The organism is Nonomuraea sp. NPDC049309, assembly GCF_043196965.1.
Taxonomy (GTDB): Bacteria; Actinomycetota; Actinomycetes; order Streptosporangiales; family Streptosporangiaceae; genus Nonomuraea; species Nonomuraea fastidiosa.
This window is the reverse complement of sequence record NZ_JBICSH010000005.1, coordinates 278866-302892: the sequence shown is the minus strand read 5'-3', so window position 1 is coordinate 302892 and position 24027 is coordinate 278866. Positions and strand designations below refer to the sequence as shown.

The window sequence follows — 24027 nt, the reverse complement described above, 5'->3', positions numbered from 1 at the left end:
CGGGCCGGGCGCGAGCACCCGGACCCGGCGCGCGTCACCAGGTGTAGAAGCCCTGGCCGGTCTTGCGACCGAGGTGGCCGGCGGCGACCAGGTCGCGCAGGATCCGCGGCGGCTCGAAGCGCGGGCCCAGCTCGCGGGCCAGGTGCTCGGCGATGGCCAGGCGCACGTCCAGACCCACGATGTCGGTGGTGCGCAGCGGCCCCACCGGGTGCCGGTAGCCGAGCGTCATCGCGGTGTCGATGTCGGCCGCGCTCGCCACGCCCTCTTCGAGCATGCGCATGGCCTCGAGCGCCAGCGCCACGCCGAGCCGGCTGCTGGCGAAACCCGGCGAGTCGGTCACGGTGATGGGCGTCTTGCCGAGCGCCGTCACCCAGCCCTGCGCCCGGGTGACGAGATCGGGGTCGGTGGCGGGCGCGGTCACGATCTCGACGAGGTCGCTGACCGGGACGGGGTTGAAGAAGTGCAGGCCGAGGAAGCGCTCCGGCGCGGACAGCGCGGCGGCGAGCCCGGCGACGGACAGGCTGCTGGTGTTGGTGGCGAGCACCGCGCCCGGCGCCCGCTTCTCGGCGGCGGACAGCACCTCCGCCTTCAGCGCCGCGTCCTCGGGCACGGCCTCGACGATCAGCTCGCAGCCCGCCAGGCCGGCCGGGTCGGTGGTGGTGCGCAGCCGGCCGAGCACGGCCTCCTGCGGCTCGCCGAGCGTGCCCTTCGCGGCGGCCTTGGCCAGGCTGGCGGCCACGCGCTCGCGGGCGGCGGCGGCCGTGTCGTCGGCGCTCTCCACGACGACGACGGAGCAGCCGGCGAGGAGGAACGCGTGCGCGATGCCGGCGCCCATGCGCCCTCCGCCGTAGACGCCGACGCTGCCGGGCAGGGCGGCGGTCTCCGTGCTGCTCCTGTCGTCATGCCGGTCATCAGCGGTCATGAGGGCGTCCTTTCCGCTCGCGGCGCTCCAGGAACGCCGTCATCCGCGCGTGCTTCTCCTCGGTCTCGAACAGCACCGCCTGCGCCACGTCGTCCACGAACGGGTGCGCCTGGCGCGGCGCGTGGAAGACCGCCTTCATCAGCCGGGTCGCGAGCGGCGCCTGCGCGGCGATCCTGTCGGCCAGCCGGTGCCCGGCGGCGAGCAGGTCGTCCGGCTCGACCACCTCGTTGAGCAGCCGCACCTCCCGCGCCTCGGCAGCCGACAGCACGCGCCCGGCGAGCAGGATCTCCTTGGCCAGCGGCTCGCCCACCAGCTCGGCCAGCCGCCAGGCGGCTCCGGCGGCGGCGAGGATGCCGAGCCCGGTCTCCGGGTTGCCGATCTTGGTGCGTTCGGTGCCGATGCGGAAGTCGCAGGCGTAGGCCAGCTCGGCGCCGCCGCCCAGGGCGTACCCGTCGAGCAGCGCGATGGTCGGCATCGGCAGCCGGTGGATCCGGTCGAAGATCTTCGAGTTGATGCCGCGCAGCGCGTCCTCGCGGCCCCGCTCGCGCAGCTCGGCGATGTCCGCGCCGGCCGCGAACGTGCCGCCCTCGCCGGCCAGCAGCACGATCTTCGGTTCCGCCTCGACCGCCGCGCACGCCTCGTGCAGCGCGGCGACCAGCTCGCGGTCGATGGCGTTGCGCCGCTCGGGCCGGTTGAGCCGCCACACCACCCGGTCCTCGTCCTCCTCGACGAGGAGGCTCGGCCCGCTCACGGACGTCCCCGGCGGCGGGCGGGCGCGGGCAGGGCGAAGGAGATCTCTGACACGTGGGCTCCAGACGTGTTCTAGGCGTCGTAGTCGATGGTGACCTGTTCGCTCACCGGGTAGGACTGGCAGGTCAGCACGAACCCGGCGGCCAGCTCGGACGGCTCCAGCGCGTAGTTGCGCCGCATGTCCACCTCGCCCGAGCGCACGACGGCCCGGCACGTGCCGCACACGCCGCCCTTGCACGCGAACGGCAGGTCCGCCCGGCTCGCCTGCGCGCCCTCCAGCAGCGTCGTCTCCCGGGAGACCGTCGAGGTGGTGCGCAGCCCGTCCAGCACGGTCGTCAGCTCCGTGGTCGCGCCCGGCGGGACGGAGCCGTCCCTGCGCGGCGGAGGCGGCGGCGCGTCGGCGTAGAACAGCTCGACGTGCACCCGCTCGGCCGGGACGCCCAGCTCGGCGAGCACCGGGCGGGCCTCCTCGATCAGCTGCAGCGGCCCGCACAGCCACACGTGGTCGAACACCTCGACCGGCACCAGGCGGGTGAGCAGGCGGCGCAGCCGGTCGCCGTCCAGCCGCCCCGACAGCAGCTCCACGTCGCGCGGCTCGCGGGAGAGCGCGTGCACGATCTGCAGGCGCGGGCCGTAGCGGTTCTTCAGGTCCCCCAGCTCCTCGGCGAACATCACCGTGCGGCTCGTACGGTTGCCGTACAGGAGGGAGACCTGGGCGCGTGGATGGACGAGCACGGTCGAGGCGATCGACAGCAGCGGCGTGATGCCCGAGCCGGCCGCCACGCACAGGTGCCGCTCGCCGCTGTCGGGGTCGGCCTGCCAGGCGCCGCTGGGCGGCTGCACCTCGATGACGGTGCCGGGACGTACCTCGTGGACCAGCCAGGAGGAGAACAGGCCGCCGGGGATCTCGCGCACGCCGATGCGCGGAGCGGCGCCGACCGGGGAGCAGATCGAGTACTGGCGGCGCTCCTCGCGCCCATCGACGACGCGGCGCAGCGTGAGCGACTGGCCGGCCTTGAACGCGTACGTCTCCCGCAGCTCGGGCGGCACCTCGAACGTGATCGCGACGGCGTCGTCGCACAGCCGGTCCACCGCGGACACGGTCAGCGGGTGGAAGACGGCCGCCCTGGACGGCGCGGTCCCGAGCATGGTCATCGTCAGATCTCCTTGACGTGCTCGAACGGTTCGAGGCAGGCGGCGCAGCGGTAGAGCGCCTTGCAGGCGGTCGCGCCGAACTCGGAGGTGAGCCGGGTGTCCGCCGAGCCGCAGCGCGGGCAGGGCGGCGCGGCCCGCTGCGGGCCGAGCGTGAGCAGCACGGGCCCGCTCCGCCGGGGCGCGGGACCCGGGGGCGACAGGCCGGCGGCGCGCAGGGCGGCCCGGCCGCGTTCGGAGATCCAGTCGCTGGACCACGGCGGGTCGAGCACGACCCGCACCTCCACCCGCTCGAACCCGGCCTCCTTCAGCCGGTGCACGAGGTCGTCGCGCATGGTCTTCATGGCGGGGCAGCCGGTGTACGTCGGCGTGATCGAGGCGACGACCACCTCGGCGCCCCCGGCGTCGCGCGTCACCTCCACGCCGCGCAGCACGCCGAGGTCGGCGAGCGTGAGCATCGGCATCTCGGGATCGCGCACCTGCCCGGCCACCTCGGCGGCCTCGGCCGCGCGCCGCTCGGCCGCCGGGGCCTCGCGCTCCTGCGCCCGCACGCCGGCGCGGGCCTTCTGGGCGTTCACCAGCGCCCCATCGGGTGTGCGCGGGCGACGACCTGCATCTCGGCGAGCAGCCTGCTCAGCGCCTCGGTGTGCATGCCGTCCCTTCCGGTACGCCCGCCGACGCCCGCCAGCGGCGCCCGCTCAGGACGTTCGACGCCGCTCACGGCCAGGACCTGGTCGACGACCGCGTCCACCTCGCCGGCCACGGACGCGGGATCCACGCCCACCCCCGCCTCGGCCATCGACCGTTCGAGCGGATGGGAGGCGACCAGCTCGGCCCGCAGCGGCCACAGCGCGTCGAGCGCGGCGAGCAGCCTGCGGTGCGACTCCTCGGTGCCGCGCGCCAGCGTCAGGAACCAGCGCCCGGCCCAGTCGCGGTGGTAGGCGAGCTCCTTGACGCCCTTGCTCGCGACGGCGGCCAGCACCTGGTCGCGGCTGGCGCGCAGCCGTTCGAACACCGCGAGCCGGGCCGCGGAGAACAGCAGCAGCCGCACCACCACGTGCGCGAAGTCGCCGTTCGGCACCTCGGCGAGCCGCACGTTGCGGAACTCGCGGTCGTCGCGGAAGAACGCGAGCCGGTCCTCCGGCGGCACCGGCGAGCCCTCGGGCAGCGCGGGCACCGCGGACGGGTCGGCCGCCGCCGCTCGCGCCAGCAGCAGCCGCGCCTGACCGAGCAGGTCGAGCGCCATGTTCGCGAGCGCGATGTCCTCTTCCAGGTCGGGGGCGCGGCTGCACCACTCCGACAGCCGCTGCGACATGATCAGCGCGTCGTCGCCGAGCATGAGGCAGTACGCCGCCAGCCCGGCCGGGTCCACCCCGTCGGGCGTGGTGGTGTCGACGCCGGCCAGCGGGTCCTCGAAGTCCGTGCCGAAGGCCCACTGCCCGGAGTCGCCGGCCTCCAGCAGGCCATCGAAGATGCTGCCGTGTCCGCCGTCGTTCACGTCGTTCATAGGTGATCCGATCAGATATGCGGGACGTCGGCCGGGATCTCGTAGAACGTCGGATGCCGGTAGACCTTGTCGCCGCTGGGCGCGAAGAGCGGGTCCTTCTCGTCGGGGCTGGAGGCGGTGATGGCGTCGGCGCGCACGACCCAGATGCTGACGCCCTCGTTGCGGCGGGTGTAGACGTCGCGGGCGTGCCGCAGCGCCATCTGGTCGTCGGGGGCGTGCAGCGAGCCGACGTGCACGTGGTTGAGCCCGCGCTTGCCGCGTACGAACACCTCGTACAGCGGCCACTCCCTGCGGTCCGCGGTCATCGCGCGGCCTCCTCTCTTGAGCGCTCGGCGAACGCCATGGCGGCCTCGCGCACCCAGGCGCCCTCCTCGTGCGCGGCCCTGCGGTGCGCCATGCGCTGGGCGTTGCACGGCCCGTCGCCGCGCAGCACGGCGGCGAACTCGTCCCAGTCGGGCTCGCCGAAGTCGTAGTGCCCGCGCTCCTCGTTCCAGCGCAGCTCGGGGTCGGGCAGCGTCACGCCGAGCGCCTCGGCCTGCGGGACCGTCATGTCCACGAACTTCTGGCGCAGCTCGTCGTTGGAGTTGCGCTTGATGCCCCAGGCCATCGAACGCGCGCTGTTGGGCGAGCGGTCGTCCGGCGGGCCGAACATCATCAGCGACGGCCACCAGAACCGGTTCACCGACTCCTGCACCATGGCACGCTGCTCGTCGGTGCCGCGCATCATCGTCATCAGCAGCTCGTACCCCTGCCGCTGGTGGAACGACTCCTCCTTGCAGATGCGGATCATCGCGCGGCCGTACGGGCCGTAGGAGGTGCGGCACAGCGGCACCTGGTTGCAGATCGCGGCGCCGTCCACCAGCCAGCCGATGGTGCCGACATCGGCGTACGACAGCGTCGGATAGTTGAAGATCGACGAGTACTTCTGCTTGCCGGCGAGCAGCAGCTCGGTCAGCTCGGCCCGGGAGACGCCCAAGGTTTCGCACGCGGAGTACAGATAGAGCCCGTGACCCGCCTCGTCCTGCACCTTGGCGAGCAGGATCGCCTTACGGCGCAGCGAGGGGGCGCGGCTGATCCAGTTGCCCTCCGGCTGCATGCCGATGATCTCGGAGTGCGCGTGCTGGGCGATCTGGCGGATGAGCGTCTTGCGGTAGGCGTCGGGCATCCAGTCGCGCGGCTCGATGCGGTCGTTGCGGGCGATGGTCGCCTCGAACCCCGCCTGCAGCCGGGCCTCGAGGTCCGGCTCCGCTGGAGTGGTCGTCATCGTTCCTCCGACACCTCGGGCTCATTTACTTATCGCTCGGTCAGTAATAAGGTCGCACACAGAGGGGCGCCCGCGCAAGGTCGCGCCAGGCGAGAGGAGATGATGTGAGCACGCTGCTGGAGAGCTATGCCGCCGGACGGTGGTTCCGCGCGGCCGACGAGGGAGAGCCGCTGCTCGACGCGGCCACGGGCGAGGAGGTCGCGCGCATCTCCAGCCGCGGCCTCGACGTCGCCGCGATGGTCAGGTACGCCAAGGAGACCGGCGGTCCCGCCGTGCGCTCGCTCACCTTCCACGAGCGGGCCGGCCTGCTCAAGGAGCTCGCCAAGCACCTGCTGGAGCGGAAGGAGGAGCTGTACGCCCTGTCCGTGCGCACCGGCGCCACCTCCCGCGACACCGCCATCGACGTGGACGGCGGCATCGGCACCCTGTTCAGCTACTCCAGCAAGGGCGTGCGCGAGCTGCCGAACGACACCGTCTACCTGGACGGCGGCCTGGAACGCCTCGGCAAGGGCGGCACGTTCGCCGGCCAGCACATCTACACCTCCAGGCCGGGCGTGGCCGTGCAGATCAACGCCTTCAACTTCCCCGTGTGGGGCATGCTGGAGAAGCTCGCCCCGGCCTTCCTCGCCGGCCTGCCCACGATCGTCAAGCCCGCGAGCCAGACCGCCTACCTCGCCGAACGGGCCGTCCGCCTCATCATCGACTCCGGCATCCTGCCGGAAGGCTCGCTCCAGCTCCTCGCCGGCAGCGCGGGCGGGCTGCTCGACGAGCTGACCGTGCAGGACTCCGTGGCCTTCACCGGCTCCGCGCACACCGCGGGCATCCTGCGCCGCCACCCCAACGTGCTGGACGGCGGCGTCGTGCTCGGCGTCGAGGCCGACTCGCTCAACTGCTCGATCCTCGGCCCCGACGTACGCGCGGACGACCCCGAGTTCGACCTGTTCATCAAGGGCGTCGTCACCGAGATGACGGTCAAGGCCGGGCAGAAGTGCACCGCCATCCGCCGCGTGCTGGTGCCCTCGTCCATGGCCGCGCAGGTCGAGGAGGCGCTGGCCGCCCGCCTGGCCAAGGTGACCGTCGGCGACCCGCGCAACCCCGACGTGCGCATGGGAGCGCTGGCCGGTCTCGCCCAGCGCGAGGAGGTCCGCAAGGCCGTCGAGGCCCTGCGGGCGAGCGCCGACGTGGTGTTCGGCGACCCCGCGGGCGGGCCGCTGCTGGACGGCGACGCCACGCGCGGCGCGTTCATGACCCCGCTCGTGCTGCGGGCCAGGCCGGGCGCCACCGAGCCGCACGACGTCGAGCCGTTCGGCCCGGTCAGCACCGTGCTCACCTACGACGGGCTGGACGAGGCCGTCGCCCTGGCCGCCAAGGGGCGCGGCAGCCTCGTCGCCTCCGTCGCCACCCACGACCCCGAGGTCGCCAGGTCCGTGGTGCTCGGGCTCGCGCCCTGGCACGGCCGCGTCCTGGTGCTCGACCGCGACGACGCCAAGGAGTCCACCGGGCACGGCTCGCCGCTGCCCACCCTCGTGCACGGCGGCCCCGGCAGGGCCGGCGGCGGCGAGGAGCTGGGCGGCATCCGCGGCGTGCTGCACCACATGCAGCGCACCGCCGTCCAGGCCTCGCCCGACCTGCTCACCGCCGTCACCGGCCGCTGGACGCCCGGCGCCGCCCGCCGCGAGAGCGACGTGCACCCCTTCCGCAAGTCGCTGGCCGAGCTGCGCATCGGCGACACCATCGCCTCCGAGCCGCGCACGGTCACACTGGAGGACATCGAGCACTTCGCCGAGTTCACCGGCGACACCTTCTACGCGCACACCGACCCCGAAGCGGCCGCGCGCAACCCGCTGTTCGGCGGCATCGTCGCCCACGGCTACCTGGTCGTCTCGCTGGCCGCCGGGCTCTTCGTCGACCCGGCTCCCGGACCGGTGCTGGCCAACTTCGGCGTGGACTCGCTGCGCTTCCTCACCCCGGTCAAGGCCGGCGACAGCATCGCCGTGACCCTCACCGTCAAGCAGATCACCCCGCGCCGCAGCGCCGACTACGGCGAGGTGCGCTGGGACGCCGTGGTGACCAACCAGGAGGGGCAGCCCGTCGCCACGTACGACGTGCTCACCCTGGTCGCCAAGACCTGGGACGGTGACGCCTCGTGAGCGGCGCCTGCGTCCTCGTCGAACGCGACGGCGCCGTGGCGGCCGTCACGCTGAACCGGCCCGAGCGCCGCAACGCGCTCGACGCCAAGACCAAGCTGGAGCTGCGCCACGCCCTGGAGGAGGTCGCCGCCGACGCCTCCGTGCGCGCGGTGCTGCTGTCCGGCGCCGGCGGGGCGTTCTGCGCCGGCCAGGACCTGGCCGAGCACGCGGCGGCGCTGCGCGACGACCCCGGGCACGCCTTCGACACCGTCGAGCAGGACTACGCCCCGATCGTGCGGCTGCTCGCCACCATGGCCAAGCCGGTGGTCGCGGCCGTCGGCGGCACCTGCGTGGGCGCGGGGCTCGCCCTGGCGCTGGCCTGCGACCTGCGGGTGTTCGCCGACGACGCGGTGCTCGGCACGGCGTTCTGCTCGATCGGGCTGACCTGCGACTCCGGCCTGTCGGCCACGCTCACCCGCGCGGTCGGCGAGGCGCGGGCCAGGGAGCTGGTGCTGCTCGCCGAGACGTTCACGCCGCGGCAGGCCCTCGCATGGGGGATCGCGGGTCGCGTGGTGCCGCCCGGCGAGCTGGCCACGGCCGCGCGCGAGCTGGCCGGACGGCTCGCGGCCGGGCCCACCGCCGCCTACGCCGAGTCCAAGCGGCTCATCGCCGACGCGTGGGGACGCGACCTCGGCGCGACGCTGGCGGCCGAGGCGGTCGCCCAGGCCCGCCTGGGGCGCACGGCCGACCACGCCGCCGCCGTCGAGGCGTTCCTGAACAAGCGCAAACCCGCCTTCGAAGGCCGCTGAGAGACCCTTCATGAGTGACGGCCGCCCGCTCGCCGCTCCGGTGGGCGGGCACCCGCGGATGTCCCGCACGGGCGTGCGGGCGGCCTGCGGACCTCCGGCGGGGAATGAGGGACGCGGGCGGGCATCCGGAGAGCATGGGCAAGGAGTGAGGGCATGGAGAGCCACCCGTCCACGGCACCCGGCGGCGCGGCGGGCGTCCCGGGCGGCGACGCATGGCCGGAACGGGCCGCCGCCCCGCTCGACGACGTCGACCGCGCCATCATCGCCGAGCTGCGCCGCGACGGCCGCATGTCCGTGCGCACCCTCGCCGAGCACGTGCACATCTCCCGGGCCAGCGCGTACGCCCGGCTGACCCGGCTCATGGAGGACGGCGTGATCACCGGCTTCACCGCCGAGATCTCGCCGGCCAAGGCGGGCCTCGGCACCAGCGCGTACGTGTCGATCACCATCGAGCAGAACTCCTGGCGGCAGGTGTCGGCGCGGCTGCGCGAGACCCCCTACGTCGAGCACTTCGCCATGGTCGGCGGCGACTACGACGTGCTGGCGCTGGTCAGGACGCCGGACAACGCGGCGCTGCGGCACGTCGTGCTCGAACGCATCCAGGACATCCCGGGCGTGCGGGCCACGCGGACATGGCTGGTCTTCGACGAGGCCCGCGGCCAGGGCGCGCACTGGACCCGCCCCCGCCCCTGAGCACCCTCGCGCCCACCTGCGCTCTTGCGTCCGCCTGCGCCCTCGTCCGCCCACCTGCGCTCTTGCGCCCGCCTGCGCTCTTGCGCCCGCCTGCGCCCTCGTCCGCCCGCCTGCGCGCCTCGTGTCCGCCTCCTCGCGTCCGCCTCCTCGTGTCCGGGTGGGCCTTTCGCCTGGGCGGGCCTCAGCACGCTGGCCTTGCCTTGTGCCTGGTGCGCCGTCGCGCGGGAGCGGGCGGGCGGCAAAACGTCCGGCGGGGGCCGTCCTGGCCGGGAGCTGGATCGACAAATGGCCGCCTGAAGAGTGCTTTGCGGCCATTTGTCGCCTATCAGCGCTGATGTCTTGAACGATTGGCACGCGACGCGGACGCTTGCCTTGTCCACCGTCCAGAGAAAGCGAGCGTCGCCATGTCCCATCCCCAGGTGGTCGACGGTCTCCTCCCCGCGCCGGTCCCGGTGCGCTTCGTCGCCGAGGACGGCACCGCCGTCGATCCCCCCGCCGACTACCCGATGCCGGACGGCGAGCGGCTCACGGAGGCCTACCGCCGGATGGTCGTCGGCCGCAGGTTCGACCGCCAGGCGACCGCGCTGACCAAGCAGGGCCGGCTCGCCGTCTACCCCTCCAGCCTGGGGCAGGAGGCCTGCCAGATCGGCGGCGTGCTCGCGCTGCGCGACACCGACTGGCTGTTCCCCACCTACCGCGACAGCGTGGCCCTCGTCTCCCGCGGCCTCGACCCGGTGGAAGTGCTCACGCTGCTGCGCGGCGACTGGCACTGCGGCTACGACCCGCAGGCCGCCCGCGTCGCCCCGCAGTGCACGCCGCTCGCCACCCAGACGATCCACGCGGTCGGCATGGCCGAGGCGCTGCGCCGCAAGGGCGAGGACGCCGTCGTGCTGGCCTTCATCGGCGACGGCGGCACCAGCGAGGGCGACTTCCACGAGGCGCTCAACTACGCAGGGGTGCTGCGCTGCCCGGTCGTGTTCCTCGTGCAGAACAACAAGTACGCCATCTCGGTGCCGCTGGCCAGGCAGACCGCGGCGCCCGCGCTGGCGTACAAGGGCGTCGGATACGGCGTGCCGTCGGAGCAGGTGGACGGCAACGACCTGGTCGCCGTGCTGTCCGTGCTGACCACGGCGGTCGAGCGGGCCCGCGCGGGCGGCGGGCCGTTCCTGGTCGAGGCGCACACGTACCGGATGGACCCGCACACCAACGCCGACGATCCCACCCGCTACCGCGACGACGAGGAGGTCGCCCGGTGGGCCCAGGCCGACCCGCTGACCCGGCTGGAGACCTACCTGCGCGGCAGGGGCCTGCTGGACGACGAGGGCGTGGCCGCCGCCGCGCGGGCCGCCGACGAGTACGCCGCCCGCGTCCGCGAGCGCATGAACGCCGACCCGGAGACCGACCCGTTCGAGCTGTTCGACCACGTCTTCGCCGAGCCCACCCCGCAGCTGCGCGAGCAGCGCGAGCTGCTGCGGGCCGAGCTGACCGCCACGGAGGAGTGACATGACCGCCATGTCCGTATCCGCGCCCGCGCCCGTTTCCGCGCGGAAGCCGACCACGATGGCGCAGGCGCTGAACGCCGCGCTGCGCGACGCGATGCGCGAGGACGAGCGGGTGCTCGTCTTCGGCGAGGACGTCGGCCCGCTCGGCGGCGTGTTCCGCATCACCGACGGGCTGACCAGGGAGTTCGGCGAGGAGCGCTGCTTCGACACCCCGCTCGCCGAGTCCGGCATCGTCGGCCTGGCCGTCGGCATGGCGATGGGCGGCTTCCGCCCGGTCGTCGAGATGCAGTTCGACGCCTTCGCCTACCCGGCGTTCGAGCAGATCGCCTCCCACGTGGCCAAGACCCGCAACCGCACCCGGGGCCGGGTGTCGCTGCCGATGGTGATCCGCATCCCGTTCGCCGGGGGCATCGGCGGGGTCGAGCACCACTGCGACTCCAGCGAGGCGTACTACGCCCACACCCCCGGGCTGAAGGTCGTCACGCCCGCCACCGCCGAGGACGCGTACTGGCTGCTGCGCGACGCCATCGCCGACCCCGACCCGGTGATCTTCATGGAGCCCAAGCGGCTGTACTGGGCCAAGGAGGACTTCTCGCCCGCGGAGCGGCGCGCCCCCGGCTTCGGCCGGGCCGTGGTGCGGCGCGAGGGGCACGACGCCACGCTCGTCGCGTACGGGCCGGGCGTGCCCGTCGCGCTCCAGGCAGCGGAGGCGGCCGCCGCGGAGGGCCGCTCGCTGGAGGTGGTGGACCTGCGGACCATCGTGCCGTTCGACGACGAGACCGTGGTGGCGTCGGTCCGTAAGACCGGGCGGTGCGTGGTGATCCAGGAGGCGCAGGGCTTCGCCGGGGTCGGCGCGGAGATCGCCGCCCGTGTCCAGGAGCGCTGCTTCCACTCGCTGGCCGCGCCCGTGCTGCGCGTCACCGGCTTCGACATCCCGTACCCGCCGCCCAAGCTGGAGCACACCCACCTGCCCGACGCGGACCGGGTGCTCGACGCAGTGGACCGGCTCCAGTTCGACGACCAGCCCGACCTGCTGCACCTGAGCAGGGAGGCGTCATGACGGCCACCGGCACGCGCCAGGTGTTCCGGCTGCCCGACCTGGGCGAGGGACTGACCGAGGCCGAGGTGCTCGACTGGAAGGTCGCGGTCGGCGACACCGTCGAGGTGGACCAGATCGTGGTGGAGGTCGAGACGGCCAAGGCGGCGGTGGAGGTGCCGGTGCCGTACGCGGGCACCGTGCTCGCGCTGCACGCCGCGCCCGGCGCGGTCCTGTCGGTGGGGGAGCCGCTCATCGAGATCGGGTCCGAGGATCCCGCGGCCGCGCAGTACCGGGAGGAGGAGCGGGCGGGCAGCGGCAACGTCCTCATCGGCTACGGCACCGGCCACCGCCCGTCCTCCCGCCGCCGTCGCCGCGCCACCGCCGCGCCGTCCGCGGCCGGCACGTCACCCTTGACCGGCCCGCGCCCGCTCCGGCAGGCCACGCCGGAGGATGCCGCGAAGCCACGAGCGGCGCAGGCGCGCCCTGCCGGGGAGGGTGAGGCGCGCCCGCTCCGGCGGGCCGTCCCGGATGAGACCCGGCGGCAGGCGCCGCGCGTGATCTCGCCGCTGGTGCGCAGGATCGCCCGCGAGCACGGCATCGACCTCGCCGGCATCACCCCCACCGGTCCTCGCGAGGTGATCCTGCGGCGCGACGTCGAGCAGGCCATCGAGCGGGCGAGAACGGCCACGAGCGAGCAGGCCGCCGGGCCGGTGCCGCAGGAGGCCAGGACGGAGACGCGGGAGGCCCGGCCGGCGTCCGCGGAGGTCGAGCGCATCCCGCTGCGCGGCGTGCGCAGGGCCGTGGCCGAGAAGCTGAGCCGCAGCCGCGCCGAGATCCCCGACGCCACGACCTGGGTGGACATGGACGCCACCGACCTCGTGGCCGCCCGCGACGCGCTCCGCCGCACCCGCCCGCAGCTCGGCATCGGGCTGCTGGCGCTGCTCGCCCGCATCTGCGTGGACGGCCTGCGCCGCTTCCCCGAGCTGAACTCGACGGTGGACACGGGCCGCTCCGAAATCGTCAGGTACGGCCGCATCCACCTCGGCTTCGCCGCCCAGACCGACCGGGGCCTGGTCGTGCCCGTGGTCCGCGACGCGCACCTGATGACGACGGCCCAGCTCGCCGCCGAGCTGAAGCGGCTCACCGGCCTGGCCAGGGCGGGCAAGCTGCCGCCCGAGTCGCTGACCGGCGGCACGTTCACGCTCAACAACTACGGCGTCTTCGGCGTGGACGGCTCCACCCCGATCATCAACCACCCGGAGGCGGCGCTGCTCGGCGTCGGCCGCGTCATCGAGCGTCCGTGGGTGCACGACGGCGCCGTCGTCCCCCGCAAGATCGCCCAGCTCTCGCTGACGTTCGACCACCGGGTCTGCGACGGGGGAGCGGCGGGCGGCTTCCTGCGGCACGTGGCCGACTGCGTGGAGAACCCGGCGATCCTGCTCGCCGATCTCTGACCACCAGGCCGCCCCCGGCCTGCGCGCCTACGCCGTGCGCACGGCCGCGTCCGGCACGAGGGCGAGGTCGAGGGCGGCCTCCACATGAATGCGGGTGGAGTCGAACACCGGGACGGGGCTGTCGTCCTGGCCCACCAGCAGGGTGATCTCGGTGCAGCCGAGGATGACGCCCTGCGCGCCGCGCCCGGCGAGATCGGCGATGACCCGCCGGTACGCCTCCCGCGACGCCGGTTCCACGCGTCCCAGGGTGAGCTCCTGGTAGATGACGTCGTGCACGAGCGTGCGGTCCGGCTCGCCGGGCACCAGCACGTCGATGCCGTGGCCGCGCATCCGCTCGCGGTAGAAGCCCATCTCCATCGTGAAGCGGGTGCCGAGCAGGCCCACCGTGGTGAGCCCGGCCGCCGCGATCCGGCGCGCGGTGGCGTCCACGAGGTGCACGAACGGCACGTTCACCGCGCCTTCGATGGCGTCCGCGACCTGGTGCATGGTGTTGGTGCACAGCACGATCAGGTCCGCGCCCGCCCGCTCCAGGCTCCCGGCGGCCCGCGCGAGCAGCTCGCCCGCCCGGTCCCACGCGCCGTCGCGCTGCATCGCCTCGATCTCGGCGAAGTCGACGGTCAGCATGATGCTCTTCGCACAGTGGTGCCCGCCGAGACGGCGGCGGGTCTCCTCGTTCAGCATCCGGTAGTACTCGGCGGAGGACTCCCAGCTCATGCCGCCGATCAGTCCGATGGTGCGCATCACGGACTCCACCCTGCCCGGTTTCTCCGCACTTGGGAAATCCTGCCGGGCCCGTCCGGCGGCCATGACCCATCGGCAGCGGCGCGCCCGGCGCAGGTGGGGTTCGTGCGGCGGTGGCCGTGGCGTCGGAGCGCGGGGTGATGCGCGCCGCGCGATAGCGTGGAGAGCCCTGCGGTGTGCTCCTCGGGGAGCGGAGGCATCACGATGACGAACCGCGTCTGCACGATCGGCCACTCCAACCGCGCGTTCGGCGAGGTGCTGGAGATGCTGCGCGCCCACGACGTCACGTGCCTGGTGGACGTCCGGTCGTTCCCGTCGTCGCGCACGTTCCCGCAGTGGAACCAGCCGGCCGTCATCGACGCGCTGCCTCCCGGCATCGGCTACCGGTGGATCCGCGAGCTGGGCGGGCGGCGGCACACCCCGGAGGGCGTCCAGAGCCCCAACGGCGCGTGGGAGGTCAAGGCGTTCCGCGACTACGCCGACCACATGGCCACCGACGAGTTCCGGCGCGGCCTGGACGAGCTGCTCAAGCTGGCGGAACAGGAGCGCCCGGCGATCATGTGCAGCGAGGCCGTGCCGTGGCGCTGCCACCGCCGCCTGATCACCGACGCGCTGATCGTGGCAGGCGTCGAGGTCGTGCACATCATGTCGGCGACCTCGGCGCCGCCCGCGGAGCTCCACGAGCACGCGCGGGTCGTCGACGGGCATCTCGTCTATCCGCCGCCCGAAGGCGGCACGTGACGCCGGCCCACGCGGACGCCGCGGTCGCGCCGGCTCCCTCTGCGGAATCGGCCTCGACCGCTGTGCCACTCACCGTGCCCTCGCCCGTGCCCTCGCCCGTGCTGCGCGAGCGCGGCGAGCGGCGCGCGGACGCGTGGGGGAGCGGCGCCCGATACGTCATGATGTTCCCGCCACGGCAGCAGCACGCCGCCGGAGTGCTGGAGAAAGGAGTGCCGCCATGGACGCGGACGTCATCATCGTGGGCGCGGGCCTGTCCGGGCTCGTCGCGGCCCAGGAGCTGACCAGCAGGGGACGCAAGGTGGCGCTGGTCGACCAGGAGAGCGCGGCCAACCTGGGCGGGCAGGCGTACTGGTCGTTCGGCGGGCTGTTCCTCGTCGACTCGCCCGAGCAGCGCCGCCTGCGCGTGAAGGACTCCTTCGAGCTGGCCTGGAACGACTGGCAGGGCAGCGCCCGCTTCGACCGCCTCGACGACGAGGACCTGTGGGCCGAGCGGTGGGCCCGCGCGTACGTCGAGTGGGCCGCGAGCGAGAAACGCTCCTGGATCGAGGCCCAGGGCATCAAGCTGACCCCCGTCGTCGGCTGGGCCGAACGCGGTGGCCTGCGCGCCGACGGTCACGGCAACTCCGTGCCCCGCTTCCACATCGCCTGGGGCACCGGCACCGGCGTGGTGGCGCCGTTCGTACGCGCCGCGAGAAGGGCCGCCGACGCCGGGCTGCTCCGCTTCCATCACCGCCACCGGGTGGACGAGCTGATCGTCCAGAACGGCGCGGTCACCGGCGTGCGCGGCAGCGTGCTGGCGGGTGACGACTCGCCGCGCGGTGTCGCCTCCAACCGCGACGTGACCGCCTCGTTCGAGCTGACCGCGCAGGCCGTCATCGTGGCGAGCGGCGGCATCGGCGGCGACCTCGACCTCGTCCGCGAGTCCTGGCCGCGGCGGCTCGGCACCCCGCCGCAGAACATGATCATCGGCGTGCCCGCGTACGTGGACGGGCGCATGCTCGGCATCAGCGCCGCCGCCGGCGCCCGCATGGTCAACCGCGACCGCATGTGGCACTACACCGAGGGCGTGCAGAACTGGAACCCCATCTGGCCGGGTCACGGCATCCGCATCCTGCCGGGGCCGTCGTCGCTGTGGTTCGACGCGCTCGGCCGCCGCCTGCCCGACCCCTGCCTGCCCGGCTACGACACCCTCGCCACGCTGAAGTACCTGCGCACCACGCCCGACATCGCCGAGTACGACCACTCCTGGTTCATCCTCAACCAGCGGATCATCGAGAAGGAGTTCGCGCTCTCCGGCTCCGAGCAGAACCCCGACATCACCAGCGGCGACCGCAAGGCCGTGCTGCGCAGCCGGCTCTTCGGCAAGGGCGCGCCCGCGCCGGTCGAGGCGTTCAAACGGAACGGCGCCGACTTCGTCGTGGCCCGCACGCTGGACGAGCTCGTCGCCAAGATGAACGACCTCACCGACAAGCCGCTGCTCGACGCCGCCGAGCTGCGCCGCCAGATCGAGGCCCGCGACCTGCAGATCGCCAACCCCTACAGCAAGGACGCGCAGGTGCAGGGCATCCACAACTCCCGCCGTTTCCTCGGCGACCGGCTCACCCGCACCGCCGCGCCCCACCGCATCCTCGACCCGCAGGCGGGCCCGCTCATCGGCGTCAAGCTGCACATCCTCACCCGCAAGACCCTCGGCGGCATCCAGACCGACCTCGACTCGCGGGCGCTCGGCGCCGATGGCGCGCCCGTCCCCGGCCTGTACGCGGTGGGCGAGGCGGCCGGGTTCGGCGGCGGCGGCGTCCACGGCTACAGCGCCCTGGAGGGCACCTTCCTCGGCGGCTGCCTGTTCTCCGGCCGCAGCGCGGGCCGCGCCGCCGCCGACGCGGTCGCGTGACGCGGCCGGTCGGCGGCGCGCCGCTCTAACTGGCGGTGGGCGCGGGGCCTGCGGGCTCGGCGGGCTCCCCCGAGGAGCCCGCACCGACGGGACCGGCGGGTTCGCTCGACGGGGGCGCGCCGGCCGGATCGTCGGGCCCGCCGGTGCGGCCCGCGCCGACCGGCCCGGGAGCCGCGGACCGGTTCGCGGGGAGGATGCCGGCCTCGCTGAGCAGGCGGCGGGCCGCGGCGATGGCCTCGGGCGTGGAGGCGAAGACCCGCCCCGCCTCGTCCAGCCGGGCGATCACCCCGAGCGCCCGCAGCGGCTTGTGGTGGCCGTCGCGGATGCCGGAGACCAGCACCGTGACGCCGCGCCGTTCCAGCCGGGTGATCGCGTCACCGAGCACCAGCGCGCCGCTGGCGTCGATCGTGGTGACCCGCGACATGCGCAGGATGACCACGGACACGTCGGACACCTCCGACAGCTCCAGCAGGAAGCGGTGCGCGGCGGCGAAGAACAGCGGGCCGTCCAGCCGGTAGGCCACGATGTGCTCGGCGAGCAGCGCACGCTCCTCCTCCTCGTCGTGGTCGCCGGGCAGATCGCGGTGCAGCGGCACGTCCTCCAGCCGGACGTTGCGGGCGATGGCCCGCAGCGCGAGCGCACCGGACACGATCAGACCGATGATGACGGCCGCCACCAGGTCGAGCGCGAGCGTGGCGATCGCGGTCAGCGCCAGCACGAGGGCGTCGGAACGGGTGGAGCGCAGCATCGCGCGTACCGAGCCGACTTCGACCATGCGCACCGCCGTGGCGAGCAGCACGCCCGCCAGCGCCGCGAGCGGGATCCTGCCCACCAGGTCGGCGGCGGTGAACACGATCACGCCCAGGATCGCGGCGTGCGCGAGCGAGGCCAGCCGGGACGTGGCGCCCGCCCGCACGTTGACCGCCGTACGCGCGATCGCGCCCGTGGCCGGCACGCCGCCGAACAGCGGCGCGAACAGGTTGGCCAGGCCCTGGCCGAACAGCTCCTTGTCGGGGTCGTGCTTGTGGTTGACGCTCATGCCGTCCGCGACGGCCGCCGACAGCAGCGACTCCAGCGCGGCCAGCGCGGCGACCGCGATCGCGGGGGCGATCAGCGAGCCGAGCGCGGAGACGTCCAGGAACGCGAGCGACGGGGCGGGCAGCCCGGCGGGCAGCTCGCCGATGCGGTCGACCGGCAGCTCCACCAGCTCGGCGACGATCGTCGCGGCGGCCACCGCCAGCAGCGAGAACGGCACGGTCGGCCGCCACCGCGCGCCTGCCAGCATGACCGCGGCGACCGCGCCGGCCATCGCGAGCGCGGCCCAGTTGGGACGGGCGGCGAAGTCGAGCACCGCCTGCCAGGCCACCGCCGGGACCTTGTCGCCCTCCGGAGTCGGCACGCCGAGCGCGGCGGGCACCTGCTGCAGGCCGATCACGCAGGCGATGCCCAGCGTGAAGCCCTCCACCACCGGGGCCGGCACCAGGGTCATGAACCGTCCCGCCCGTGCCAGCGACAGGCCGAGCAGGATGACCCCGGCCATCACCCCGACGGTCAGCACGCCGGTGGGTCCGTACGCGTGCGTGATCGGCACCAGCACCACCGTCATCGCGCCGGTCGGCCCCGACACCTGCAGCGCGGAGCCGCCGAACACGGCCGCCAGCGCGCCCGCCACCACGGCCGTGGCCAGGCCCGCCTCGGCGCCGAGACCGCTGGAGATGCCGAAGCCGAGCGCGAGCGGCAGCGCCACGATCGCCACCGTCAGCCCGGCCAGCAGGTCGCGGCGCGGGTGGCGGCCGAAGGCGGCCAGGTCGGCGCGGGCGGGCAGGACCGAGCGCAGGCGGGCCCAGCCCGCCAGGAGCAGGTCGTTCACCGCTCGCCGGCCTCCGCTTCGAGGAGCTCGTTCAGCAGCTCGTGCCGGCCGGAGAGCTTGGCCTGGAGCAGGTGGCGGGCCGCGCGCAGCAGCTCGGCCACGTCGCCGCCGGACATCGCGTACACCACGGTGGAGCCGTCACGCCGCGCGGTGACCAGCTCGGAGCGGCGCAGTACGGCCAGGTGCTGCGACAGCCCGGTCGGCTCCACCTCGATCTCCGCCAGCAGGTCGCGCACCGGCTTGGGGCCGTCCTGCAGCAGTTCGAGCACCCGGATGCGCACGGGGTGCCCCAGCAGGCGGAACAGCTCGGCTTTCGCCTCGTACAAGGGCACCGACATCTCGACGTGCGTCCTTTCCATGCTTTCTTGGGGTGCTCGGATCATGGGATGACCCGGGTTAGTTTCCAATGAATTGCGAAAAATCGCAATTTCGCTTCTTCGACTTTCGCGAGACGGTCCGTCACGGCCGGTCGGCGGGGTGTTCGGACGGTCTTCCTGGCGTGTCCCGGTTGGGATGCGGCGTCCGATGGTTACCGTGTTGCTACGGGTCATAGCTCTACGTAATCAGGGTCGGCTCCTCTGACAGATATCCGAACGGCGACAAGGAGCTGTGTGCATGGACACGGTGACGGCGCGGACCGGCTACGTACGCGAGCTGGTCGACCGCCACTTGGAGCGCCTGCTCGAACGGCAGCTCGGCCGGCTCGCGTTCCTGGACGACGAAGACGCCGGGCTGGTGCGCGAGCACCTCGTCGCCTTCGTGCTCGGAGGCGGCAAGCGGCTGCGGCCGGAGTTCGTCTACTGGGGCTACCGCGCCGGGGGCGGAGAGCGGCCTGAGGAGGTGCTGCCCGCGGCGTGCGCCGTCGAGCTGGTGCACGCGGCGGCGCTGCTGCTCGACGACATCATGGACGAAGCGGGCGCGCGACGCGGCCGCCCGCCCGCCCACGTCGCGCTCGCCGGCCTGCACCGCGCGAAAGGCCTGCGCGGCGATCCCGAACGCTTCGGCGAGTCGGTGGCGACGCTGCTCGCGCTGCTCGCCTTGACCTGGGCCGACGCGGCCATCCTGGAGACCGGCGCCCATCTGCCCGCCGCCCTCGACCACCTGAACCGGCTCCGCGTGGAGGCCATCGGCGGCCAGTACCTCGACCTCACCCGCACCTTCACCGCCGGCACTCCCGCCGAGCGCCCTTCGTCCGGCGCCCGGCCCTCTACCGGTACGCGAGCCGACGATGAGGCGGGAGACACCGCACCAGGGAGCGGCGGGGAGGCCGCCGGGCAGACCCCTGCCGACGGGAAGGCTGCGGAGCAGGGCCCTGCCGGTGGACGAGAGGCCGGGGAGAGCGGCGGGACGGCGGAAGAGGAGCAGGCCCGGCTGATCTCGCTATACAAGTCCGGCAAGTACACCGTCGAGCGGCCGCTCCTCCTCGGGCACGCCGTCGCGGGCGGGTCCGCGCCGACGCGCCGCCTGCTCAGGGCGTACGCGCTGCCGCTGGGCGAGGCGTTCCAGCTCAGGGACGACATCAACGGCGTGTTCGGCGACCCCGCCGTGACCGGCAAGCCCGCTGGGGCCGACCTGCTCCAGGGCAAGGCCACGTACCTGCTCGCCGAGGCCCGCAGGCTGACCGGCGGCGCGCCCGCGCTCGACGCGATCACCGGCCCTGAAGGCGTGACCGAGGCCCGCCGGCTGATCGCCGGGTGCGGTGCCCTGGAAGCGGCGGAGCGCCGCATCGCCGGCCTGGTCGCCGAGGCGGTCGCGGCCCTCGACCAACCGCCCGGCCTCCCGCCCGACGTCCGGCGCGCCCTGACCGACCTGGCCGCCGCGGCCACCCGATCGCCCGGCGCCGCGGCGCCCCAGGCGCAGCCCACCGCCACCGGCGGACGCGCCACGCCGGCACAGGAGGGCGGTGAGGCCGCGAAGTCCCCCGCCACGCCGGTACAAGGGGACAGGAAGGCCACAAAGCCCCCCACTCAGGACCCAGGCACGGATGCGCCTTCCGGCCCGGCCGCCGAAGGCGGCTCGGCCGTGGCGTTCGGCCTGCCCACCGGAACCCGCCCGACCTGGGCCGGCTCGGCCGCCCAGGTCGGCTCGGCGGCTGGAGCGCCGGCGAGGGCAGGTGGCGGGGCGGGCTCACTTCCCGCGGGCGGAATCGGGGACTCGGAGTCCGGCGGCGATGCCGAGGCGTTCACGGACCGTCCCGGGGCGTGGGCCGAAGGGCGGGGCGATGAGTGACGTGGTGGTCGTCGGGGCGGGGCTCGGCGGGCTGGCGGCGGCGGTGTGCCTGGCGGGGGCCGGGCGGCAGGTCACACTGGTCGAGGCCACGGCCGAGCCCGGAGGGTGCTGCGGCACCGCGCGGGTCGGACCGTACCGGTTCGACGCGGGGCCGTCCGTGCTGACCATGCCGGACGTGCTGGCCGAGGTGTTCGGAGCGGCCGGTGAGGAGCTGCGCCACTGGGTGCCGCTGCGCCGCCTCGACCCGTCGTACCGGATGGTGTTCGACGACGGGTCCAGGCTGGACGTGCGGCCCGACCGGGAGGCGATGATCGACCAGGTCCGTACGCTGTGCGGCCCCGCCGAGGCCGCCCGCTACGAGCGCTACCGCGCGCTGCTGGAGGAGATGTTCCGCGTCGAGTGGCCGGCGTTCATCGACGCCGACATGACCCGGCTGCGCGCGCTCGCCAGGCCGGCCGCGCTGCTGCGCCTGGCGGCGCTGGGCGGCTTCCGCCGGCTGGACCGCCTGGCGGCCCGCCACCTCACCGACCCGAGGCTGATCAAGGCGCACACCTTCCAGGCCCTGTACGTGGGCCTGCCGCCGCAGCGCGCCCTCGGCGTCTACGCCGTCATCGCCCACATGGACACGGTCGGCGGCGTCTACTTCCCCGAGCACGGCGGCATGTACGCGATCCCGCTCGCGCTCGCCGCGCTGCTGGAGAAGCTGGGCGCGACCACCAGGTACGGCGTGCGCGCCCTGGAGATCCTGACCGACGGCGACGGCGTCACGGGCGTGCTGCTCGACGACGGCGAACGGCTGACCGCCCGCCACGTGGTGGTGGCCTGCGACCGGCTGGCGGCCCGCAGGATGCTGCCCGCCCTGGCCGGCGACTGGCGGCTGCGCCGCCCCCGGCACTCGCCGAGCTGCCTGGTGCTGCACGCCGGTCTCGACCACGTCCCTGACGGGCAGGCGCACCACACGCTGCACTTCGGGCGCACCTGGCGGCAGACGTTCAAGGCGCTTGATCGGGGCCGGCCCCAGCCGGACCCGAGCCTGCTCGTCACCTGCCCGCGCCCCGACGGCGAGTCGGCGCCGCCGGGCCACGCCACGCTGAGCGTCCTCGAACCCGCACCCAACCTGCGCCGCGCCGACTGGCGGCGGCTGCGCCCCCTGCTGGAGTCGCGGCTGCTCGATCGCCTGGCCGCGCTCGGCTACGGCGACCTCGCGGACGCGCCCCGGCTGGTGCTCGACCCGCCCGCATGGGCGGCACGCGGGCACAGCGCGGGCACCCCGTTCGCGCTGGACCACCGCCTCACCCAGACGGCCTGGCTGCGCCCGTCGGCCGTCGCCCGCCGGGTGCCGGGGCTGCACTTCGCCGGCATGTACACCGCGCCAGGGGTCGGCGTGCCGCCGGTGCTCATCTCGGGCCGGCTCGCCGCCCAGCGCATCCTGAAGGAGCACCGTTGACGCTCACCGCCAGCTACGAGCGCTGCCGGCGGTTGCACGCCCGCTACGGCCGCTCCTACTACCTGGCCACCCGGCTGCTGCCCCGCTGGAAAAGGCGGCACGTGCACGCCCTGTACGGGTTCGCCCGCTACGCCGACGAGATCGTGGACTCGTTCACGGTGACCGGTGACCGCGCACGCGCGCTGGACCGGCTGGCCGCCCGGGTCGAGGACGGGCTGGCGGGAAAGCCGGTCGACGGAGACCCGGTGCTGCCCGCGTTCCTGCACACCGTGCGCTCGTTCGGCATCGACCACGGCGACGTCGCCGCGTTCCTCGCCTCGATGCGCGCCGACCTGTCGGTCACCCGGTACGCCACCTACGACGACCTGCTCGGCTACATGGCGGGCTCGGCCGCCGCGATCGGCACGATGATGCTGCCGGTGCTGGAGCCCGAACCGGGCCGCGCCGAGGCGGCACGCGAGCCCGCCAGGCAGCTCGGCCTGGCCTTCCAGCTCACGAACTTCCTGCGCGACGTCCGCGAGGACCACGCCCGCGGCCGGATCTACCTGCCGATGGCCGATCTGGACACGTTCGGGGTGCACCCGGACGAGCTGGGCGGCCGCCGTGCCCGGCCGGCCGTGCGGGAGCTGCTCGCCTTCGAAGCGGAGCGGGCCCGCGCGCACTACCGGGCCGCCGCCGGTGGCATCGGCCTGCTCACGGCGTCGTCCCGGCCGTGCGTGCGGGCCGCCGTGGAGCTGTACGGCGGGATCCTCGACGAGATCGAGCGGCGGTCGTTCGAGGTGCTCGCCGGCCGGGTGCGCGTGCCGCGCCGCCGCAAGGCCGCCGTCTTCGCCCGCCACCTGCTCGGCTCGGCCCAGGCGGGCAGGGCCGAACTCCGCGTCCGGGTGGAGCTGCCGTGACGGCCCCGTCACCGGGGGAGCCGCCCGTGGTGCTGGACGCGATGGGCGGCGATCACGCGCCGGCCGCGACGGTCGCCGGGGCGGTGCTCGCCCGCCGCGCGCACGGCGTGAACGTCGTGCTGGTCGGCGCGCGGACCGTCGTGGAGGCGGAGCTGCGCAGGCACGACGCGCTCGGCGAGGTGGCGGTCGTGCACGCCGACGAGGTGGTGCCGATGGCGGAGAGCGGCGCGGGGGCCGCCGCGCTCACCCGGTCCAGCCTCGCGGTGGGCTGCGCGCTGGTCGGCGGCGGAGAGGGCGGCGCGTTCGTGTCGGCGGGCTCGACCGGGGCGGCCGTCTCCTGCGCGGTACGCGGCATCGGCCGCGCACCCGGCGTGCTGCGCCCCGCGCTGGCGGTGGTGCTGCCCGCGCTGCGCGGCGGCGGGAGCGTGCTGGTGGACGCGGGCGCGACCGCCGACCCGAGCCCGGCCATGATGGCGCAGTTCGCCGTGCTCGGCGCGGGGTACGCGCGGGCGGTCCTGGGCCGTCCCGACCCGCTGGTGGGGCTGCTGTCGATCGGCGCGGAGCCGGGCAAGGGCAACCGGCTGTGCCGCCGGGCCGGGGAGCTGCTGGCCGCGCTGCCGCTGCGCTTCCACGGCAACATCGAGGGGCACGACGTGCTGGCGGGCACCGTGGATGTGATCGTCACCGACGGGTTCACCGGCAACGTGCTGCTGAAGAACGTCGAAGGGTGCGTACGCACGACGCTGGCCATGGTGGCCGAGGCCGGGATCGCCTCCCCGGAACGGCTCGCCGAGGTGGCCCGCCGCTACGACCCCGAGACCCACGGCGGCGCGGCCCTGCTGGGGCTGCGCGGCACGGTCGTCATCGCCCACGGCTCCTCGCCCGCCGCCACCATCGCCCGCGCCTGCGCCGTCGCCCGCGACCTGGCCGGGCAGGGCGCGGTGCACGGCATCGACGCCACCACGGCGGAGCCCGTCACATGACGCGG

22 protein-coding genes are annotated in these 24027 nt (G+C 74.4%); 12 read left to right on the top strand and 10 right to left on the bottom strand.

What is annotated here, in order from left to right; genetic code table 11:
- Positions 1–34 precede the first annotated feature (34 nt).
- The 7 genes from ACGFIM_RS29800 to paaA all read right to left on the bottom strand — a co-directional run bounded on the left by ACGFIM_RS29800 (position 35) and on the right by paaA (position 5595).
- Complete coding sequence (locus tag ACGFIM_RS29800; protein WP_393206696.1) at positions 35–922, bottom strand: 3-hydroxyacyl-CoA dehydrogenase family protein; 888 nt, start codon at positions 920–922, stop codon at positions 35–37.
- Positions 912–1673 carry an enoyl-CoA hydratase/isomerase family protein gene (locus tag ACGFIM_RS29795; RefSeq protein ID WP_393206693.1) on the bottom strand — a complete coding sequence of 254 codons (762 nt, stop codon included), beginning with the start codon at positions 1671–1673 and terminating at the stop codon, positions 912–914. Before ACGFIM_RS29795 ends, ACGFIM_RS29800 begins: the two co-directional genes overlap by 11 nt.
- Before the next feature lie 71 nt (positions 1674–1744).
- Entirely contained in the window at positions 1745–2833 is a 1089-nt protein-coding gene (paaE, locus tag ACGFIM_RS29790; protein WP_393207766.1) for a 1,2-phenylacetyl-CoA epoxidase subunit PaaE, read from the bottom strand.
- On the bottom strand, positions 2830–3375 hold the full coding sequence (gene paaD, locus ACGFIM_RS29785; protein WP_393207763.1) for a 1,2-phenylacetyl-CoA epoxidase subunit PaaD: 546 nt from the start codon (positions 3373–3375) through the stop codon (positions 2830–2832). Before paaD ends, paaE begins: the two co-directional genes overlap by 4 nt.
- A gap of 23 nt (positions 3376–3398) precedes the next feature.
- Complete coding sequence (paaC, locus tag ACGFIM_RS29780; protein WP_393206690.1) at positions 3399–4331, bottom strand: 1,2-phenylacetyl-CoA epoxidase subunit PaaC; 933 nt, start codon at positions 4329–4331, stop codon at positions 3399–3401.
- An 11-nt stretch (positions 4332–4342) separates the two neighbouring features.
- Entirely contained in the window at positions 4343–4636 is a 294-nt protein-coding gene (paaB, locus tag ACGFIM_RS29775; protein ID WP_364064855.1) for a 1,2-phenylacetyl-CoA epoxidase subunit PaaB, read from the bottom strand.
- Positions 4633–5595, bottom strand: a complete 963-nt coding sequence (gene paaA, locus ACGFIM_RS29770; protein WP_393206685.1) for a 1,2-phenylacetyl-CoA epoxidase subunit PaaA — start codon at positions 5593–5595, stop codon at positions 4633–4635. Before paaA ends, paaB begins: the two co-directional genes overlap by 4 nt.
- 104 nt (positions 5596–5699) lie before the next feature.
- Between paaA and paaZ the strand changes: the two genes are divergently transcribed.
- From paaZ to ACGFIM_RS29740, 6 genes are all read left to right on the top strand, one after another.
- A complete protein-coding gene (paaZ, locus tag ACGFIM_RS29765; protein WP_393206682.1) occupies positions 5700–7745 on the top strand; it encodes a phenylacetic acid degradation bifunctional protein PaaZ in 2046 nt (681 codons plus the stop codon).
- Positions 7742–8533, top strand: coding sequence for an enoyl-CoA hydratase/isomerase family protein (locus tag ACGFIM_RS29760; protein ID WP_393206679.1), 792 nt, complete (start codon positions 7742–7744; stop codon positions 8531–8533). Before paaZ ends, ACGFIM_RS29760 begins: the two co-directional genes overlap by 4 nt.
- A 153-nt stretch (positions 8534–8686) precedes the next feature.
- Positions 8687–9226, top strand: coding sequence for an Lrp/AsnC family transcriptional regulator (locus ACGFIM_RS29755; protein ID WP_393206677.1), 540 nt, complete (start codon positions 8687–8689; stop codon positions 9224–9226).
- A 404-nt stretch (positions 9227–9630) separates the two neighbouring features.
- A complete protein-coding gene (gene pdhA, locus ACGFIM_RS29750) occupies positions 9631–10728 on the top strand; it encodes a pyruvate dehydrogenase (acetyl-transferring) E1 component subunit alpha (RefSeq protein ID WP_393206674.1) in 1098 nt (365 codons plus the stop codon).
- A gap of 10 nt (positions 10729–10738) precedes the next feature.
- Positions 10739–11788, top strand: a complete 1050-nt coding sequence (locus ACGFIM_RS29745; protein ID WP_393207760.1) for an alpha-ketoacid dehydrogenase subunit beta — start codon at positions 10739–10741, stop codon at positions 11786–11788.
- Positions 11785–13221, top strand: coding sequence for a dihydrolipoamide acetyltransferase family protein (locus tag ACGFIM_RS29740; protein WP_393206672.1), 1437 nt, complete (start codon positions 11785–11787; stop codon positions 13219–13221). Before ACGFIM_RS29745 ends, ACGFIM_RS29740 begins: the two co-directional genes overlap by 4 nt.
- 27 nt (positions 13222–13248) lie before the next feature.
- Here ACGFIM_RS29740 and ACGFIM_RS29735 read toward each other — a convergent pair whose 3' ends face one another.
- Positions 13249–13962 (bottom strand): aspartate/glutamate racemase family protein, encoded by a 714-nt coding sequence (locus ACGFIM_RS29735; protein ID WP_393206669.1) that lies wholly within the window; start codon positions 13960–13962, stop codon positions 13249–13251.
- Positions 13963–14166: 204 nt separating this feature from the next.
- Here ACGFIM_RS29735 and ACGFIM_RS29730 point away from each other — a divergent pair, with 204 nt between their 5' ends.
- A complete protein-coding gene (locus tag ACGFIM_RS29730; RefSeq protein ID WP_393206666.1) occupies positions 14167–14703 on the top strand; it encodes a DUF488 family protein in 537 nt (178 codons plus the stop codon).
- Between the two features lie 217 nt (positions 14704–14920).
- Entirely contained in the window at positions 14921–16594 is a 1674-nt protein-coding gene (locus ACGFIM_RS29725; RefSeq protein ID WP_393206664.1) for an FAD-binding dehydrogenase, read from the top strand.
- Positions 16595–16619: 25 nt separating this feature from the next.
- On the opposite strand, the gene ACGFIM_RS29720 is transcribed toward ACGFIM_RS29725, so the two are convergent.
- Both ACGFIM_RS29720 and ACGFIM_RS29715 read right to left on the bottom strand, forming a co-directional pair.
- Entirely contained in the window at positions 16620–18464 is a 1845-nt protein-coding gene (locus ACGFIM_RS29720) for a SulP family inorganic anion transporter (protein WP_393206661.1), read from the bottom strand.
- The gene (locus tag ACGFIM_RS29715) at positions 18461–18802 is read right to left on the bottom strand and encodes a metalloregulator ArsR/SmtB family transcription factor (RefSeq protein WP_364064827.1); all 342 of its coding nucleotides are present in this window, start codon (positions 18800–18802) and stop codon (positions 18461–18463) included. The genes ACGFIM_RS29720 and ACGFIM_RS29715 overlap by 4 nt, the downstream gene beginning before the upstream one ends.
- A 277-nt stretch (positions 18803–19079) precedes the next feature.
- Here ACGFIM_RS29715 and ACGFIM_RS29710 point away from each other — a divergent pair, with 277 nt between their 5' ends.
- Genes ACGFIM_RS29710 through ACGFIM_RS29695 form a run of 4 tightly spaced genes read left to right on the top strand, consistent with a single transcriptional unit; the run spans position 19080 to position 24022 of the window.
- Positions 19080–20693, top strand: coding sequence for a polyprenyl synthetase family protein (locus ACGFIM_RS29710; protein ID WP_393206658.1), 1614 nt, complete (start codon positions 19080–19082; stop codon positions 20691–20693).
- The gene (locus ACGFIM_RS29705; protein ID WP_393206655.1) at positions 20686–22140 is read left to right on the top strand and encodes a phytoene desaturase family protein; all 1455 of its coding nucleotides are present in this window, start codon (positions 20686–20688) and stop codon (positions 22138–22140) included. The genes ACGFIM_RS29710 and ACGFIM_RS29705 overlap by 8 nt, the downstream gene beginning before the upstream one ends.
- Positions 22137–23039: a phytoene/squalene synthase family protein gene (locus ACGFIM_RS29700; RefSeq protein WP_393206652.1), complete on the top strand. Its 903-nt coding sequence runs from the start codon at positions 22137–22139 to the stop codon at positions 23037–23039. The genes ACGFIM_RS29705 and ACGFIM_RS29700 overlap by 4 nt, the downstream gene beginning before the upstream one ends.
- Positions 23036–24022, top strand: coding sequence for a phosphate acyltransferase (locus ACGFIM_RS29695; RefSeq protein WP_393206650.1), 987 nt, complete (start codon positions 23036–23038; stop codon positions 24020–24022). Before ACGFIM_RS29700 ends, ACGFIM_RS29695 begins: the two co-directional genes overlap by 4 nt.
- Positions 24023–24027: the final 5 nt, after the last annotated feature.